The organism is Cupriavidus sp. SK-4 (assembly GCF_000611125.1).
Lineage (GTDB): Bacteria > Pseudomonadota > Gammaproteobacteria > Burkholderiales > Burkholderiaceae > Cupriavidus > Cupriavidus necator.
Genome location: NZ_JFJW01000122.1, coordinates 22,484 through 39,426, shown reverse-complemented (window position 1 = coordinate 39,426; position 16,943 = coordinate 22,484). Strand labels below are relative to the sequence as shown.

Annotated in this window: 14 protein-coding genes; 10 read left to right on the top strand and 4 right to left on the bottom strand. The window is 64.9% G+C overall.

What is annotated here, in order from left to right; all coding sequences use genetic code 11:
- Positions 1 to 76: 76 nt before the first annotated feature.
- From CF68_RS25920 to CF68_RS25910, 3 genes are all read right to left on the bottom strand, one after another.
- Positions 77 to 595: a thioredoxin family protein gene (locus CF68_RS25920; protein WP_035824459.1), complete on the bottom strand. Its 519-nt coding sequence runs from the start codon at positions 593 to 595 to the stop codon at positions 77 to 79.
- Between the two features lie 3 nt (positions 596 to 598).
- Positions 599 to 1,300, bottom strand: coding sequence for a cytochrome c biogenesis CcdA family protein (locus tag CF68_RS25915; protein ID WP_035824456.1), 702 nt, complete (start codon positions 1,298 to 1,300; stop codon positions 599 to 601).
- 259 nt (positions 1,301 to 1,559) lie between these two features.
- Positions 1,560 to 3,083 (bottom strand): Fic family protein, encoded by a 1,524-nt coding sequence (locus CF68_RS25910; protein ID WP_035824454.1) that lies wholly within the window; start codon positions 3,081 to 3,083, stop codon positions 1,560 to 1,562.
- A gap of 1,089 nt (positions 3,084 to 4,172) precedes the next feature.
- Here CF68_RS25910 and oxlT point away from each other — a divergent pair.
- Complete coding sequence (gene oxlT / locus CF68_RS25905) at positions 4,173 to 5,492, top strand: oxalate/formate MFS antiporter (protein ID WP_035824453.1); 1,320 nt, start codon at positions 4,173 to 4,175, stop codon at positions 5,490 to 5,492.
- Positions 5,493 to 5,588: 96 nt separating this feature from the next.
- Here oxlT and CF68_RS25900 read toward each other — a convergent pair whose 3' ends face one another.
- Positions 5,589 to 6,806 carry a polysaccharide pyruvyl transferase family protein gene (locus tag CF68_RS25900; RefSeq protein ID WP_035824450.1) on the bottom strand — a complete coding sequence of 406 codons (1,218 nt, stop codon included), beginning with the start codon at positions 6,804 to 6,806 and terminating at the stop codon, positions 5,589 to 5,591.
- A 322-nt stretch (positions 6,807 to 7,128) separates the two neighbouring features.
- Here CF68_RS25900 and CF68_RS25895 point away from each other — a divergent pair, with 322 nt between their 5' ends.
- From CF68_RS25895 to CF68_RS25855, 9 genes are all read left to right on the top strand, one after another.
- Positions 7,129 to 8,190 (top strand): porin, encoded by a 1,062-nt coding sequence (locus CF68_RS25895; RefSeq protein WP_035824448.1) that lies wholly within the window; start codon positions 7,129 to 7,131, stop codon positions 8,188 to 8,190.
- 245 nt (positions 8,191 to 8,435) lie between these two features.
- Positions 8,436 to 9,623 carry an alpha/beta hydrolase gene (locus CF68_RS25890; protein ID WP_035824446.1) on the top strand — a complete coding sequence of 396 codons (1,188 nt, stop codon included), beginning with the start codon at positions 8,436 to 8,438 and terminating at the stop codon, positions 9,621 to 9,623.
- An 88-nt stretch (positions 9,624 to 9,711) separates the two neighbouring features.
- Entirely contained in the window at positions 9,712 to 11,412 is a 1,701-nt protein-coding gene (locus CF68_RS25885; protein ID WP_035824444.1) for an AMP-binding protein, read from the top strand.
- 1 nt (position 11,413) lies between these two features.
- Positions 11,414 to 12,286: a VOC family protein gene (locus tag CF68_RS25880; protein WP_035824441.1), complete on the top strand. Its 873-nt coding sequence runs from the start codon at positions 11,414 to 11,416 to the stop codon at positions 12,284 to 12,286.
- On the top strand, positions 12,283 to 13,440 hold the full coding sequence (locus CF68_RS25875) for an FAD-dependent monooxygenase (RefSeq protein ID WP_035824439.1): 1,158 nt from the start codon (positions 12,283 to 12,285) through the stop codon (positions 13,438 to 13,440). Before CF68_RS25880 ends, CF68_RS25875 begins: the two co-directional genes overlap by 4 nt.
- Positions 13,437 to 13,886 carry a thioesterase family protein gene (locus CF68_RS25870; protein ID WP_035824437.1) on the top strand — a complete coding sequence of 150 codons (450 nt, stop codon included), beginning with the start codon at positions 13,437 to 13,439 and terminating at the stop codon, positions 13,884 to 13,886. Before CF68_RS25875 ends, CF68_RS25870 begins: the two co-directional genes overlap by 4 nt.
- 23 nt (positions 13,887 to 13,909) lie before the next feature.
- Positions 13,910 to 14,665 (top strand): Asp/Glu racemase, encoded by a 756-nt coding sequence (locus tag CF68_RS25865; RefSeq protein WP_035824435.1) that lies wholly within the window; start codon positions 13,910 to 13,912, stop codon positions 14,663 to 14,665.
- A 65-nt stretch (positions 14,666 to 14,730) separates the two neighbouring features.
- Positions 14,731 to 15,987, top strand: a complete 1,257-nt coding sequence (locus CF68_RS25860; protein ID WP_035824433.1) for an MFS transporter — start codon at positions 14,731 to 14,733, stop codon at positions 15,985 to 15,987.
- Positions 15,988 to 16,069: 82 nt separating this feature from the next.
- On the top strand, positions 16,070 to 16,876 hold the full coding sequence (locus CF68_RS25855; RefSeq protein WP_035824431.1) for a TetR/AcrR family transcriptional regulator: 807 nt from the start codon (positions 16,070 to 16,072) through the stop codon (positions 16,874 to 16,876).
- Positions 16,877 to 16,943: the final 67 nt, after the last annotated feature.

The window sequence follows — 16,943 nt, the reverse complement described above, 5'->3', positions numbered from 1 at the left end:
CATCCGGGCGGTGTTCATATAAGGATGTCAAAGTTGTTGGTCTTGACCGGCTGCTCAAGGCTCGACGAATTGATACTTACTTGCGCCCGGCCAGCGCCTTCTGGATGGCCGCTTCGGTCTCGGCGTAATTCCCTTCGCCAAAGTGCTTGTAGACCACGGAGCCGTTGGCATCGACCAGGTAGAGCGCCGGCCAGTACCGGTTGCGCCAGGCGTTCCAGGTGGCATAGGCGTTGTCCTGCGCGACCGGGTAGCGGATATCGAAGCGCTTGAGCGCTGCCTGCACGTTGGCGGTGGACTTCTCGAAGGGGTACTCCGGGGTGTGGACGCCGACCACGACCAGGCCCTTGTCGCGGTATTTGTCGTACCACTGCCGCACATGGGGCAGCGTGTTGATGCAGTTGATGCAGCTGTAGGTCCAGAAATCGACCAGCACGACCTTGCCGCGCAGCCCGGCAACGGTCAGTGGTTCAGCGTTGAGCCACTTGTCGATGCCGGTGAATTCCGGCGCCTTGCCATAGTCGGCAGGCGCGGCGGCGGCATGCTGGGCGGCAACGATGGCGGTGGTGGCCACAAGAGTACGAAGGAAGCGGTGCATGGTTCAGGCTCCAGGTTGGGAGGCAGGGAAAAGGGAGGTCAGCCAGGCGATGGCAAGCGTGTCGTACTGGAAGTACATGGCAATGGCGGTCGCCACCACCAGCACGCCGAAGCCTTGCTGCAGCCGGTGCGTGTGACGCGCCAGCCGGCGCACGTGAGTGGTGGCGAACTGGCCGCCATAGGCAATGCCCAGCATCGGGATGGCCGCGCCAGCCGCGAACAGCGCCAGCAGGCCGGCAGCGCGATGCAGGTCTTGCGCCTTGGCCACCAGCGCCAGGATCGACGCCAGCACCGGCCCGGCGCATGGGGTCCACACCGCGCCCAGCGTCATGCCCAGCACAAAGCCGCCGGCCACGCCGGTGCCGGTCCGGCCGCTGGCACCCGCCAGGCGGTCGACCACGCCGGCGAACGGGGCCGCCAGGCGCTCGAAGCCCGCGGGCCAGAGCCGCGCCAGGCCGGCACCCAGCAGGAACAGGATGGCCGCGTTGCGCACCACGCCTGGGGCTTCGCTGAAGGCGCTGGACAGCGTGGCGAAGACTATGCCCAGCGCGGAAAAGGCGCTGACGAAGCCAAGTGCGATCGCCAGCGGGCGCAGCCGGCCGGATTCGCCCACCGAGCCGGCGAGCAGCATGGGCAGCACCGGCAGCACACAGGGCGAGGCAATGGTCAGCACGCCGGCGGCAAAGGCAAGGAAGGCGTCGATCATGGGCGGCCCCCGTTGGCGTGCGCGGTGCCGTGGCAGGCACGATGGCAGGGGCAGGGCGGCGCATGGATGGCGACGATGGACATGGCGGAGAACTCCCGGTCTTGGCGATAGACGCATTCCACCGTCCGCACGTATCCCGGTTGTTTCCGCTTCCCGGCAGCCGTGCAAGCTTTCATGTCTGCCGCGGCCCGGGATACAGAGCGATACATAGTGGCGCCGCCGCCTGGCGGCGGCACCGGGCAGTGCCAGTGCCGCCGCTTCAGCGGCCGCCGTGGAGCTCGAGGTATTCCGTGAATTCGTCGTGCACGACGGCTTCAATGCGGGCGAGCTCGTCGTCCGTGATGTCTTCGAACAGCTTGCGCTTGCGCCTGGACAGCTCGCCGTGGTTCTGGACGATCAGGTCGATCAGGTTCGACAGGCGTGACTGGCGCAGGTCGAGCCAGCTTTCCAGGCGTGTGACGCTGGCATCGTAGGCGCGCAGGTACTGGATCTCCTGCGCAAGGTCCTGCTCGACGCACTGCTCGATGCATTCGAAGACGAATTCGCACAGCGCTGTCGCATCAAAGGATGCGTAGAGCCAGCCGGGCTGTGGCGACTTGATCAGGATCGTGTCGCTGTCCGAATCCAGCGCGTAGTTGAGCAGGGCCGTGCGCGGGGCGGAATAGGACTTCAGCAGCGCGGCATAGGTATCGATCTGCTTGAGCATCCGCGCCGACACCGGCAGCACTACGCCATCGGGCGTGACACCGGCCTGGCGCAGCAAATGATGGATGAGAAATCGATGGAGCCGGCCGTTGCCGTCGTAGAACGGGTGGGCGAAGACAAAGCCAAACGATACGCACGCCGCGGCCACGATGGGGTTTGCCGCCTGTGCCTCGACCAGGCCCGCGACCGCGGCAATCCCGTCCATCATCGCGCCAAGCTGCCCGGGCGGCGGGGGAATATAGTCCGCGATATTGCGCATGCGCCCGCCGCGGGACAGCCAGTTCTGCTTGTCGCGGTAGGAGAACTCGGCGCGCAGCCCCGAGATGATTTCGTTCTGCCACTCGCACAGCTGCTCTTCGGTCAGCGGGGCGGGATTGCCGGCGTATTCCAGCAATCGCCTGAACTTGGCGACCCGCTGGTTATCGGGGATCTCGTGCTCGATGGAGTAGGTCGATCGTGTTTCCGCGAGGTAGAGGTAGTCCACCGCGCGCGCCAGCAACTCTGGCTCGAGCCGCTTGATGGCCGCGGCCACGCGGCCGGGGAGATCGGCGGCAATGTACTGCGCCAGCTTCTCGGTGCGGCGCACCAGGGGGCAAAACGCGGCCGGGCCGAGGTGGTTGTTCTGGATGCCGAACTGCAGGTCAGGCGTTGCCGGGCCGGTCAGGTACCGGGTCTCGTCCAGCGCCAGTACCCTGGGCGTCCCGGCCGGCAGCTTGTAGTCGAATTGCGCTCCGGCAAGCCATTTGGCATAGAACGCGCTCAGCCTCGCATAACGGGAGGTCGGGGTGGCCGCCAGCCACTCCCGTACGGCCTGCACCGCTTGCGCATGCTCGAACAGCGCCGCCAGCACGGTCAGGTCCAGCTGCTCCTTCTTCAGCGCGAACGTCAGGTGGTCCACGGTGGTGTCGCCGCCGCGGTAGCGGTTCCTTGGGTACACGGTGCGCGTGGTGCCGTCCGGTCCGGTGTGCGTGCTGAGGACCCCGGTCTTGTCGGCGAGGGCGGAGGTCGAGCGCAGCGGCGGCACGCGCAACCCGAACTTGCGGATAAGCGCGCCGTAGCCTAGTGGCGCATGAGACATAGGTAGTCGCGATTCCTGGGTGCCGGTTTGCTCGGGAGCTTACCAGAGTTTCTACAGAATTTACCGGAACATCTACTTCGCTGCCGACTGCTTGCCATTCTATCTATAGCAATGGCTGGACGATCTGGTCGCAACCTGGTCGCCGGGCTTCCAGGAGTTCTACGGCACTTACCGTTTCATCTACTCTCGTGGGCAGCCTGGATGATCTTGTCTACAGTGCTTGCCTGCCGACCCGGGCAGCAGCGCATCTGGCCGCCCGCAAATTGAAATCCATCATGACAAAAATGCCATCTTCTGAATCTGCCCAAATGGCATTCGGGATTTTTGCGGTAAATCCGTCAGGGTTTTCGAGAGTTTCTGGCCGCCACCCCGGACTAAGCGTAATTATTTATTTGCCCGACTCGAATAATCGCCTATAACTGCATCTACATGCTGCGGCTGATGTCACGCATCATGCCTACGCCCGCCAGGCTTGCCTGCGGGCATTTTTTTTAGCGCATGGGTGCGGTTTATGCCGTATTAATCGCTCTGATTTATTCCGCTCATCACTCGCTGCAGTCAAAATCATTACATTTCTGTAATCATGACATTTTCGTAATGGTGCTGGCTTGGCCGAAATGGTCACTTCCGAATATGACAAATTCGTAATGATGGGGTTTAAGTCATTTTCCTCATCGATTCAAAACAAACTCTCATCTATCGACGTCGATGCGGCTGGAAGTGGCTCCAGCAAAGGGTTTCATGGTTATTCTGCGGTTCCCGGCGAGGCCTCCTTCCCGGGGCGATGATGCATATTCAGCGTGAATATCAGGGACCCATCCTTCGCCGTCATAAATTCAGTGAAAACCCTGCCATTTCTTTCGCTTGACTTACTTGATATATCACATACTGTGTATCCCATCGCCACTCCGAACTTGAGAGAGGTGAGGGCGGAGACCTCAGGTCGGCGTCGGAATAAGAGGCAAATAAATGCCAATGACACAGGAGACATGAAATGCCAGCAGCCACCCTTATGCTGAGGCGCAGTGCGTCCGCATACCCGCCCGCATTCCCGCAATTGAATGGCCAAATGATTCAAGGAGCGCGCAAATGAGTAATCCATCGGCAGCGCTGGGCGCTAATCGCCAGGTCCCGGAAGGCACACGCTGGCTGCAATTGATTGTCGGTGTGGTCTGCATGATCGCCACCGCCAATATCCAGTACGCCTGGACCTTGTTCGTCCCTGAGATCCAGGGTACCTACGGCTGGTCGCGCGCCAGCATCCAGATCGCCTTCACCGTTTTCGTCCTTGTGCAGACCTGGCTGGCGCCGATCGAAGGCTATTTCATCGACAAGTTCGGCCCGCGCATGATGGTCGCCTTCGGCGCGATCTTCATCGGCGCGGCGTGGTGCATCAACTCGCAGGCCACTACCCTGATGGGCTTCTACGTCGGTGCAGCCGTTGGCGGTCTTGGCGTGGGCTCGATCTATGCCACCTGCATCAACAACGCGCTCAAGTGGTTCCCGGACCGCCGTGGCCTTGCCGTGGGCCTGACCGCGGGCGGTTACGGCGCCGGTTCTGCGGCGACCATCCTGCCCATCGCGGCCATGATCGAGTCGCAGGGCTTCCAGCACACCTTCCTGTTCTTCGGCCTGCTGCAGGGCGGCCTCGCCTTTGTCGCGGCGTGGTTCCTGCGCGCACCAAAGGGCAGCGAGGTGAAGGCATCGCAGAAGCTGGTCCAGGCCACGCGCGACTACACGCTCAAGGAAGCGATGTCCACCAAGCTGTTCTGGCTGATGTTTGTGATGTTCATCCTGGTCGTCACCGGCGGCATGATGGCCGTGGCCCAGCTTGGCGTCATCGCCAAGGACCTGGGTGTGAAGGAGTTCAAGGTCGACCTGCACTTCTTCGTGATGGCCGCGCTGCCGCTCGCGCTGATGCTCGACCGGATCATGAACGGCATCTCGCGTCCGTTGTTCGGCTGGATCTCGGACAACATCGGCCGTGAGAAGACCATGGTCATCGCCTTCACCCTGGAAGGCCTTGGCATCATCGCGCTCGGCTACTTCGGCAGCAACCCGTACGCCTTCCTGATCCTGTCGGGCGTGGTGTTCCTGGCCTGGGGCGAGGTCTACTCGCTGTTCTCGGCACTTGCCGGCGATGCCTTCGGCACCAAGCACATCGGCAAGATCTACGGCGTGCTCTACACGGCCAAGGGTATCGGCGCATTGTTCGTGCCGGTCGGCAACCTGATGATGGAGGCGAGCGGCACCTGGTCGACGGTCCTCTACACGGTTGCGGCCATGGACCTGACCGCGGCCTTCCTGGCGATCATGGTCTTGCGGCCGGTGCTGGCCAACCATGTTGCTACCTCCAGGAGTCTCTTCTCGAAGGAGAAGGCGGCGGCGGGGACGCAGGTGCCAGCCTGACCGGCAGATACACAGGCGTTTAGCAGCAAACCGGGCGGGCTTCTTCGGAAGCCCGCTTTTTTGTTTAGCGGGGACTTGCGTCTCGGGCGGGCGCGGCTAGTTCTCCTGAACCAGCTGGAATGCGGTCCTGCATGCCTTGGCCCATTCCCGGGCCAATTCCCTGCGCTGGGCGGCCTGGGTCGCCATCGCTTGGTCCAGTCCGGCCGCAAGATCCTGCGCGGTCACCGCGGCCGGCACCCCGGCCGCGCCCCAGGCCGCGGCAAAGGCGACCTGCTTGCTGGTGCCAGGAGGTTGTGCGGGCCGGAGCAGGCCAAGCCGTGGCAGGAAAAAGGCGCCGGCGACAATGCCGCCGTGCAGGCTGCTGCCGACAAAGCCCCGGCTGTGCGCAATCAGCGCACAGATATCCCACAGATTGAGCGATTCGAACAGGACCACAGGCGTGCCGCGCAGCCGTGCCGCCAGGCGCTGGTAGCAAGCCAGGTCGTCGTGCCAGGGCGCGGCGCCGGCGCGAAACAGCACCACGCCCAGGGCCCTGGCCCGGGCGATACGTTCGAGCTGGGCCGCCAGCTGTGAAAGGGTATCGTCGTCGCCAAAATCCGCGCTGAACTGCACGGCCAGGTATCCGCCCGAGAACCCTGACACGATGCGGGCGCACTCGCCCTGGCGGGCGCGCCGGCGGATGCAGGGGCCGAACAACTCGGTCACCAGCACGGCCGGATCGGGCTCCAGGCGGCAGGCAATGCCGTTCTCCGCGAGCGTGGCCCGGGTCTGATGGTCTCGTACCCCGACGCTGGTGGCGGCCCCGAGCTTGGCCACCGCCTCGGCCCGCATGGCAGGCTCAACCGATCCAAGTTCAATGCCGCCGACGGCGTGGACAATGACACGCCGGACGTTGGCAAAGATGCCGGCCGGCAACAGGTAGGGGACCAGGTCCCGTATGCCCAGCTGCGCCTGGGCCCAGACCGTCCGCTCGTGCGGCCGGGCATCGAGCAGCGCCACCACCGCCCGGGCCTGCCAGGGAGGCTGCAGCATCACGGCCGCCTCCCAGAGCGAGCAGGTCAGGGTTTCGCCACCGACATGGATGACATCGACGGCGCTGTCGCCCACCGTGGCTGCCAGCCGCGCCAGGGTGTGGACCCGATGGCCGCCATGGATTCTCAGGTTGCGCTCGGCCAGGCCCCCGTAGAACGGGTTGGCCGGCCCGATCAGGCTTCGCATCACATGCGGCAGCAGCAGGTCGCCGAAGTTGTGGCGATCGAAAGCGCCAAACAGGATCGTGGGGAAGCCGGTGGTTCCTGAGCGGGAGGCTGCCATGGCGTCGACGTTCTCAGATCCGCAAATTGAGCACTGCACCGTGTGACCCTCCTCGGGACGCCTCTTCCGTAGGATTAGATTCCCCAAGGCCATCCATCGCAAGTGGCTTCGGCCACCAGGGCGGTGGGCCGGGTCTCGGTGAAAACCATTATTTGATATGGTGTCAAAAAACAATACATTATTGGCGAGGTCTCAAATAAATCGGTAGAGGCGGATCCTTCCCTGGCCAACAGGGCGAACGCGGCTGACAAATCAAGAGACCATATGCGCCGGGAGACGTCGAGACTGCTCCGGCGGCGCCATTCCCAACACCGGAGGAGCCATGAAAAGAATCCTGTCCATCGCGGGCGCCATGCTCGCGGCGGCGGCAACGCACGCCCATGCGCAATCGTCGGTCACGCTGTATGGCGTGGCGGACGTGGGCATCGAGTACCTGAACCACGTTCCCAATGCGGGGCAGGGCGAGAACCTGTTCCGCATGACCTCGGGCAATATCGCCGGCAGCCGCTGGGGCATGCGTGGCGTGGAGGACCTGGGCGGCGGGCTGAAGGGCGTGTTCGTGCTGGAAGGCGGCATGGTGCTGGACACCGGCATGGCCTCGCAGGGCGGGCGGATCTTCGGGCGCAAGGCCTATGTCGGGCTGGACAGCAGCACCTTTGGCCAGTTCACCATGGGCCGGCATCACAACCTGATGTTCGACCTGATCATCTCGTTCGATCCGATGTTCTTTGCGCCCAAGTACTCGTCCTTCAGCCATGACCCCTGGCTGGCGGGGCGGGTCGACAATGCGGCCAAGTACACGGGCAAGTTTGGTGGCTTGACGGTGGCTGGGCTGTACAGCTTCGGGGTCGATTCCACCGTCGCCAATGGCTCGGAAGTGCCCGGCAACAGCCGCGTCGGCCGCGACATGAGCGCGGGCTTCAGCTACCAGGCGGGCAAGTTCCGCGTTGGCGGCGTCTATGATCAACTCAATGGCAATTCGTTGGTCAAGGCAGGGCTGACCGAGCGCCGCTATGTCGGTGCGGCGGCGGTGGATATGGGGCCGGTGACGGCTTACCTGGGCTACCGGCGGCTGGTGAGCCAGTTATTGGCGACGATGTCGCGTACCGACCTGATCTGGACTGGCGCGAACTGGAACATTTCGCCCAACCTGGCAATGACCGGGGCGGTGTACAAGACCAACGACCGTACCTCGGCGAAGGACCCTGTGTCGTTCGTGTTGTCGGCTGACTACCGGCTGTCCAAGCGTACCGATGCGTACGTGACGGCGTCGTATACCAAGAACAAGGGTGGGTCGGCGCTTGGTGCGAACGGGTATGACGGTTCGGTGCTGCCCGGTGCAAACCAGATCGGCGCGGTGATCGGCATGCGCCACAGCTTCTGAACCAGGATCCCCCTCATCATCTTCTGTGCGGCGTAGCCGTACTTTGGCGGCACGCGCCAGGTGGCGCGTGCCCCTTCTTTTGCGACAGCACGCGGACGAGGCAAGGTTTACCATTATTTGACACACTATCAAATAAACCCTACATTATTGAGACGGTGGCATTTACCACAGGAGGCATCGTGACAGAACAAGACAAGGGGCAGGTAACGGCAGGGATGCGGGGTGCATCATGGGATGCGCGCCTGATGTCCCGCCCTTACCAGATGGTGCCTTATGCACTCGGCACGGCAGACGGGCAGCGCACGCTTGGCTTCCTGTTCACGGTGACCGGCAAGGAAAAGACCGTGGTCTCGCTGATGCATCCGCGCGAGATGGCGATCACACACTACCTGGTGCCGTTCGTGCTGGATGCCGGTTGCGCCTGCTGGGTGCAGGGCCCGCGCTCGATCGGCAATGACCTGCGCCTGGAGCATGAGATCGCGCTGCTCGACGTGGCCGCCGGCATGACGCACCTGCGCGAGCTGGGCTACGAGCGTATCGTATTGCTGGGCAACTCCGGCGGCGCGGGGCTCTATACCTTCTATAACCAGCAGGCGCTGACGCCGCCCGGACAGCGGATCGCGCGGACCCCGGGCGGCCGCCCGACCAACCTTGCTGAGGCGCAGATGCCGGAGGTGGACGGCATGATCCTGGTTTCGCCGCATCCCGGCCAGGGCAAGCTGCTGATGAGCGGCGTCGATCCTTCCGTGACCGACGAGGACGATCCCATGCAGACCGATGCGTCGCTGGACCCGTTCTCCGCGGCCAACGGCTTCGATGCCGCGAGCGGGCGCGGCCAGTATGCGCCGGCGTTCATCGAGCGCTACCGCGCGGCGCAGGCCGAGCGCGTGGCGCGCATCGATGCGCGTGCCAGACAGATGCTCAAGGCAAAGCATGAGGCGCGGCAACGTATCAAGGCCGGCACCGGCTCCGATGCGGACCGCCGCATTGCCGCCCATGCGCCGATCTTCCAGGTCTGGCGTACCGATGCTGACCTGCGCTCGTGGGATATCTCACTCGATCCGTCCGACCGCAAGCCCGGTTCGCTGTGGGGTAAAGACCCGTTCGTGTCGAACTGGGGCAGCGTGGGCTTCGGGCGCGTAGTGACGCCGGAATCGTGGCTGTCGACGTGGTCCGGGCTGTCGTCCAACGCGGCACTGGACAAGACCCTCGGCGCGCTGCACCAGCCGACGCTGCTGCTGGAGTACACCGGCGACCAATGCACGTTCCCGGCCGATATCGAGGCGATTTACCGCCAGATCCCCAGCGAGCGCAAGCAGCATATCCGCGTGCGCGGCAATCACCACGGCATGGCCCTGAGCCGGGACGAAGAGCCCGGCCAGCGCATCGCCGGCCGCCACATCGTCGAATGGCTGCGCGCAACCATGGTATAAGCGCGCCGAAATCGAAGAAACAGAGCAGGGCGCCGTCCCCCCCGACATTGCCGCGCGCTGCTCGATGACTGACAAAGGGTAGACAGACATGTTGCAAAACCACATCGTGCGCCCCCCGCAGTTGCTGGCCGGCGTCCGATATCCCGATGAAGACCGCTTGCGCCACTATGTCGCCGAAGGCGTGCTGACCGGCGAGACGCTGGCCGACGCGTTCCAGGCGTCGTTCCGCCGCCACGCCGATCGTCTGGCGCTGGCCGGCCCGGAGGGCGAGCTGACCTATCGCGAGCTCGATGAGCAGACCGACCGCCTGGCCGCTGCGCTGCTGGCGCTGGGCATGAAGCCGCTGGACCGCGCAGTGTTCCAGTGCGGCAACTGCAATGAGCTGCTGCTGGCCTTCTTTGCCTGCCTGAAGGCCGGCATCATTCCGCTGTGCTCGCTGCAGGCGTTCCGCAAGCTGGAGATCGGCTACCTGGGCAACCTGTGCGAGGCGCGGCTGCATTTCGTGCAGGGCGACGACCCCAGGTTCGACGACGTGGCGTTCGCCCAGGAGATGCAGGCCGAAGTGCCAAGCCTTGCGTACATCCTGCAGGCCCGCGGCGAGCGGCGCGGCAATGCGGTCTTGCTGGCCGACCTGATCCGCGACATGCCGCTGGAACAGGCGCGCGCGCTGCTGGCCGAGGTAAGCCATGATCCCTTCCAGGCGGCGGTGTTCCAGCTCTCCGGCGGCACCACCGGCGTGCCCAAGATCATCCCGCGCTTCCAGAACGAGTACCTGTACAACATGCGCGCGGTCGCGGCATGCAACGGCTACACGCAGGACGACGTGCTGTTCTTCCCCACGCCGTACATGCACAACCTCAATATGGGCTGCTTCTTCGGCCCGTTCCTGCTCGCCGGCGCCACCGTGACCGTGACGCCGGATATCGGCGAGGAGAACCTGCAACGGCTTGTGCGTGACTATCGCCCGACCTGGTACGGCGTGGCCGGGCCCATTCTCATGCGTATTGCGCCGGAGCTGGCCAAGGCCGATGCCGCCGAGCGCGCTCGCCGCAACTTCGTTGCGCCCAAGAACGCGGCCGGCCTGACGCGGCTGACCGGTTCGCCGACGCACCATATCTTCGGCATGACCGAGGGGGTGATCATGTTCGCCCGCCGCGACGATCCGCAGGACATCCGCGACACTTCGATCGGTAGCCCAGTGTCGGCCTGGGATGAGGTGAAGATTGTCCATCCCGGCACGGAAGAGCCGGTTGCCGACGGCGAGGCGGGCGAGGCGCTGTTCCGTGGCCCGTACACGATCCGCGGTTACTACAAGTCAGAGCAGGAAGATGTCACGCGCTTCACCGCCGATGGCTTCTACCGTTCCGGCGACCTGATGTCGTCGCGCGTGGTCGAGGGCAAGCGCTACTACTTCTTCTGCGGGCGCATCAAGGACGTGGTCGACCGTGGCGGCGAGAAGATCAATGCCGAAGAGCTGGAGAACGTCATCAACCTGCATCCCGCGGTGCTGGCATCAGCCGTCGTGGGCATGCCGGACCGTGTCTACGGTGAGCGCGTCTGCGCCTTTGTCGTGCCCAAGCCGCCCGCCACCGGCCTGACGCTGCCGCAGCTCACGCAATACCTGCAGGACGCCGGCCTGGCGAAATTCAAATGGCCGGAGCGGCTGGAAGTCATCAGCGAGTTCCCGCTGACCGCATCCGGCAAGCTCAGCAAGGCGCTGCTGCGCGAGCAGATCATCCAGCTGCTGGAGACCGAAGCGGCTCGCAGCACCACCACCGAAGGGAAGTGATATGACCGAAGCGACGAACCCCGGCGCAGTGCCGTCCGTGCAGCTGCATGGTGTCCACCACACCGCGCGACCGACCTGGAAGTTGGCCGAAACCGTGCATTTCTACCGCGACCTGCTTGGCCTGCCGTTGGTGCATGCAATCTCGGCCAAGGGCTGGGGCCCGGACAATCATGCCGATTTCCTGCACTTCTTCTTTGACAGCGGCAACGGCAGCACCATCGCCTTCTTCTACTACATCGGCACCGAGCGGCCTGACTGGCTGACCGTGCGCGAGCACTACCAGGACCGCGCCACCCATACCGCCTGGCGCGTGCGCGACGAGGCCGAGCTGCTGCAGTGGCGCCAGCGCGTGGAGGCGGTGGGTATTCCGCTGCGCTACCAGATCCGCCACGAGGTGATCGAGTCGATCTATTTCAACGACCCCAACGGCTACCCGATCGAGATCACGTGGCAGGTGCGCCCGTTCAGCGCGGCCGACGCCCTCGACGCGAAGCTGACCATCGACGCCGCCGTCGCGCTGGAGTACGAGTCCGGGGACGGCACGCCGTTCGGCTCGATCGAGCCGGTGTGGCAGCGCAAGGCCGCCTCGATCGGCACGGCCGCGCAGGCCTGCGGCAAGGCGTCGGTATTCGTGCTGGACGTGCCGGAGTTTGCCGCGCTGATCGACGTGGCGGGCAAGACCGATGGCTACACCACCACCGCGCTGGGCAACGGCTACGTGCGCATCGACGGCAACCCGGGCATCAGCTTCCGGCGCAAGGCGCTGGGCTTCAAGCCGGCGGTCTGGTACGGCGCGCTCACCGGGGGCCTGGCCGGACGCATCGAGCAGTTCGACATGGACGCACTGGTCATTTCTCCCGGGGACGCAAAATGAAGATCGCCATCATCGGGGGCGGGCCGTCTGGCCTGTTCCTGTCGATCCTGCTCAAGGAGCGGCTGGCCGAGGTCGACATCGACATCCATGAGCAGAACCCGGAAGACGCCACCTTTGGCTTCGGCGTGGTGCTGGCCGATACCGGCTTGTCCAGCCTGCGCGCGGCATCGCCGACGGTGGTGGACGAACTCGCCAGGGCGATGCGCTTCAGCGACCGCCACTCCATCGTCAGCCACGAGTTCCCGATTACGATGAAGCGGCCCGGCGCCGGCGGCGGCGCCATCCCGCGCATCCGCCTGCTGCAGATCCTGCAGGCACGTGCGCGCGAGCTGGGCGTGCGGGTCACCTATAACCAGCGCATCAGCGACTTCTCCGCCATCGACGCCGATCTGGTGGTGGGTGCGGACGGGGTCAACTCGCTGCTGCGCGGTGCCAACGAAGCCGGCTTTGGCACCCGGCGCCACAGCCTGAGCAACCATTTCGCCTGGTATGGGGTGGAGAAGGCCTTCCCCAACCCGGCGCTGGTGTTCCGCAAGCACGAAGGCGGGTACTTCGTCGCGCACTATTACCCGTATTCGGACTCGATGAGCACCTTCGTTGCCGAATGCGACCACCAGACCTGGATTGATTTCGACATGGAGTCGATGACCCAGGAACAGCGCCAAGCCCTGTTCGAGCGGGTCTTTGCTCCAGAACTGGGTGGCTACCGGCTGGTGTCGAACAACTCGGTGTGGCGCCAGTTCCCGGTGATCGTCAACGATACCTGGCATGTCGGCAACCAGGTGCTGATCGGCGATGCGTTGACCAGTGCGCACTTCTCGATCGGCTCCGGCACGCGCATCGCCATGGAGGATGCGATCGCGCTGGCGGACGCCATAGTTGCCTTCCCGGACGACATGCAGGCGGCGCTGCGCCGCTACGACACCGTGCGCCGCCCCGAGAAGGCAAAGCTGATCCGTGCCTCGGAGGCCTCTTACAACTGGTATGAACGCATCCGCGAATGGATGGACCTGGCGACGCCGCATGAGTTTGTGTTCCGCTTCATGACCCGCACCGGCCGCGTCGACCTGAACCGGCTCAAGGAACAGTACCCGAACCTGCTGGCCGAGTTGACGGCGGCCGGGGTATCGGTAGCGGCGGGGCAGCAGCCATGATCCGCGCGACCGAGTATGTGCTGAGCGACGACCCCTTCGTGGTGCGCCGCACGGTGCGCTGGGGCGATTGCGACCCGGCCGGCGTGGTCTACACGGGCCGCTTTACCGACTACCTGCTGGGCGCGGTCGGCCTGTTCTCGGGCCATATCGCCGGAGGCGCCGGCCGCCTTGGCGCCTTGCACGGCGTGGGCACGCCATGCAAGGCCATGCGCTTCGAATTCATCGGCACGCTGTGGCCGGATGAAGTGATCGACATCGAGTGCTGGGTGCAAGCCATCCGCACGCGCTCCTATGACCTTCGCTGCATGGCCCGGCGCCCGGACGGCGCGGCTGTGTTCGATGCCACCTTCTCTCCCAACTGCGTGCGGCTGGACGAGCGCGTCGGCACCCCCATCCCGGACTCGCTGCGAACGGCGCTGTCGGGCTTCCTGCGTCCCGCCGCGTAGCGCGGCTTATCCCGCAAATCATCATGCAATACAGAATCGGACAGATCGTTCCCAGCTCCAACATCACCATGGAGCGCGAGGTGCCGGCCATCTTTGCCGGCCGCATGCAGGTGCTGCCAGAACGCTTTTCCTTCCACTCCAGCCGCGTGCGCATGCACCGCGTGGTGGCGGAGGAGCTTGAGAAGATGAACCGCGACATGGGCCGCTGCGCGCAGGAGCTGGCCGACGCGCGCGTCGACCTTATGAGCACGGCCTGCCTGGTGGCCACCATGTGCATGGGCAAGGGCTATCACCGCCAGGTAATCGAAGACCTGAACGCGGCCATTGACGGGGTGCCTTACCAGCCTGCGATCATGACCTCGGCCGGCGCGCTGGTGGAGGAACTCAGGGACTTCGGCGCAAAGCGCATCGCGCTGCTCGCGCCGTACAGCGACGCGCTGACACGGACCGTGGTCGAGTACATCGAAAGCGAAGGCATTGCGGTCAAGGACGCGATCAACTTCTCGATCCTCGACAATCTGGACGTCGGCGCACGCGACCCGATGCAACTGCTGGAAGACGTCAAGCGGCTGGATACCGCCGGTGTTGACGTGGTGGTGCTGTCCGCCTGCGTGCAGATGCCGTCGCTGCCGGCGATCGAGCAGGCCCAGTTGGCACTGAGCATCCCCGTGACCTCGACCGCGGTCTGCACCGCGCGCCAGATGATGCGCCGCCTCGGCATCCGCGCGGAGGCGCCCAATGCCGGCGCGCTGCTCGGCAGCAAGGCCGGACTGGCCTGAGCGTAGCGCCAGCGTCATGACCGCCGCCCGCAGAGGCGGCCTGTATCCTGGAACGGAGACAACTTATGCAGCAAGCCCCACAACCGGTGCCCCCCGCCGGCAGATGGACCTATGCCACCGTCATCCTCGGCGCGGCGCTGGGAATGCTGGCGGGCTATGCCCCGCTGTTCAATGCCACCGCCGGCGTGTTCGTGCAACCGCTGGCCGCGGAGTTCGGCTGGGGGCGCTCGGAAGCGTCGCTGTCCTATGCGGCTTCGATGTTCGGGCTGGCCATCGTCAGCCCGCTGGTCGGCACCCTGATGGACCGCTTCGGCATCCGCACGGTGATTGCCGTCTCGGCGCTGGTGTTCGGGCTGGCCACGGCTTGCATGGCGCTGCAGAACGGCAGCAAGGCGCTCTGGGTCAGCCTGTCGGTGGTGGTCGGCGTGTTCGGCGCGGCGACGTCCGTGCTGGGCTACCTGGCGGTGCTGCCGCAATGGTTTGACCGCCGCCTTGGGCTGGCGCTGGGCATCGCGATGTGCGGGCTGGGCGCTGGTACGGTGCTGATGCCTGCGACCGCCCAGTATCTGGTGACGGGCTACGGCTGGCGCACCGCGTATGTTGCGCTGGGTATCGGTTCGATCGCGCTGTCGCTGCTGGCCTGTTCGCTGCTGCGGGAGCGGGGCAGGGCCGGTGCGGTCCGAACCCGGGCGCCGGCTGCTGACGGCATTGCGCTCAGGCAGGCGGTGCACAGCTACCGCCTGTGGGCGATCTGGGCAGTGTTCGTGCTGGGGTCTTCGGCCACGCTGTCGCTTGGGCCGCACCTGCCGGCGATGTTCGCGGACAAGGGCTTCAGCCCCGCCGACGCTGCGCGCAGTGCCTCGATGGTTGGTGTCGGCCTGTTGATCGGCCGGATCCTGACCGGCGTGCTGATCGACCGCATTCATGCGCCGTTCGTCGCCTGTGTGTTCTTCTTCGGCGGTGCAGTGGGGATCTACTTGCTTGGGGTCACGAATGACTACCAGGTGCTGCTGGTAGCCACCACGCTGATTGGCCTGACCATCGGCGCCGAAGGGGACCTGATCTCCTTCCTGGTTCGTTCGTACTTCGGATTGCGGGCGTTCGGCGCGCTGTTCGGTATTGCGTTCTCGGGTTACGGTTTTGGCGCGGTAATCGGGCCGGTGGGCCTGGGCGTGTGGTTCGACCGCTACGGCAGTTATGGGGTGCCGCTGCTGGTGCTGCCGTGCATGTTGCTGCTGGCCGGCGCGCTGACTTTGTCGCTGGGCCGCTACCGGCAGCATGGCGCAAGCGCCGCCAGCCTGCCGGAGCCCGCCGGGGCCTGATTTTCCGAACGCGGGCGCGGCGGGGTAGAATTCCCATAGCCGCAATTTCCTTGCGGCCATGCCTTCGAACGGTCAACCCAAGATGCCTGCCGCCCGCAAATCCCCAGCCGCTGCCAGCAAGACGCCCCCGACGCCGACTGCGCCACGCCGCCGTGGCCGGCCGCCCAAGACGGATTCGCCGATCGGCGCCGAGCCCATGCTCAGCCGGGTGGCCATCCTCCAGCACGCGATCAAGCTGACCAAGTCCGTGCCGCTGGACCAGATCTCCATGGTGCAGCTGGCCAAGGATTTCGGCGTCGCGCCTGGCTTGATCCACTATTACCTGGGCGGCCGCGACCAGCTGGTGTCCGGCGTGCTCAACGATTACTATCGCCAGCGCGTCGGGCGCCTGCCGTCGCTGACGGGCAACTGGCGTGCCGATGTCGAAGGGATTGCCCGGCTGAGCTTCGACGTGGCGGTGGAGAATCCTGGCGTCAGCATCTATGTCGCATCACACAACCGGTTCCGCCTGTTCCAGGATGTCGAGCCGGGCGAGACCGACTACGGCATGGAGTTCTTCAACCGCATGACGTCGGCCATCATGCAGGGCGGCTTCACGGCAGAGCAGGTGGCGCTGGGCTACCACCTGATCGCGCAGTACCTGGTTTCCGCCAGCATGGCGGAAGCTTCACGGCAATTGCCGGCCTACCACCAGAGCTTTATCGAGAAGAAGCTGGAATCCGCGTCCGAGCTCCAGTATCCCGGCGCGCGCTATGTCAGCAAGGCCTTCTCCAGGCTGTCTTCCGATACCGCGTTCGAAGAGGGCCTGCGCATCACGCTGGATGGAATCGAGGCGTGGAAGCAGGACAAGCGCCAGCCCGCACGCAAGCCGCGCAGCAAGGCTGCCTGAGGCCATTCCCTATCCGCGGCGCGCCGCATGACGCGCGCCTGACACGTCCGGTGTACGGCATCATCCC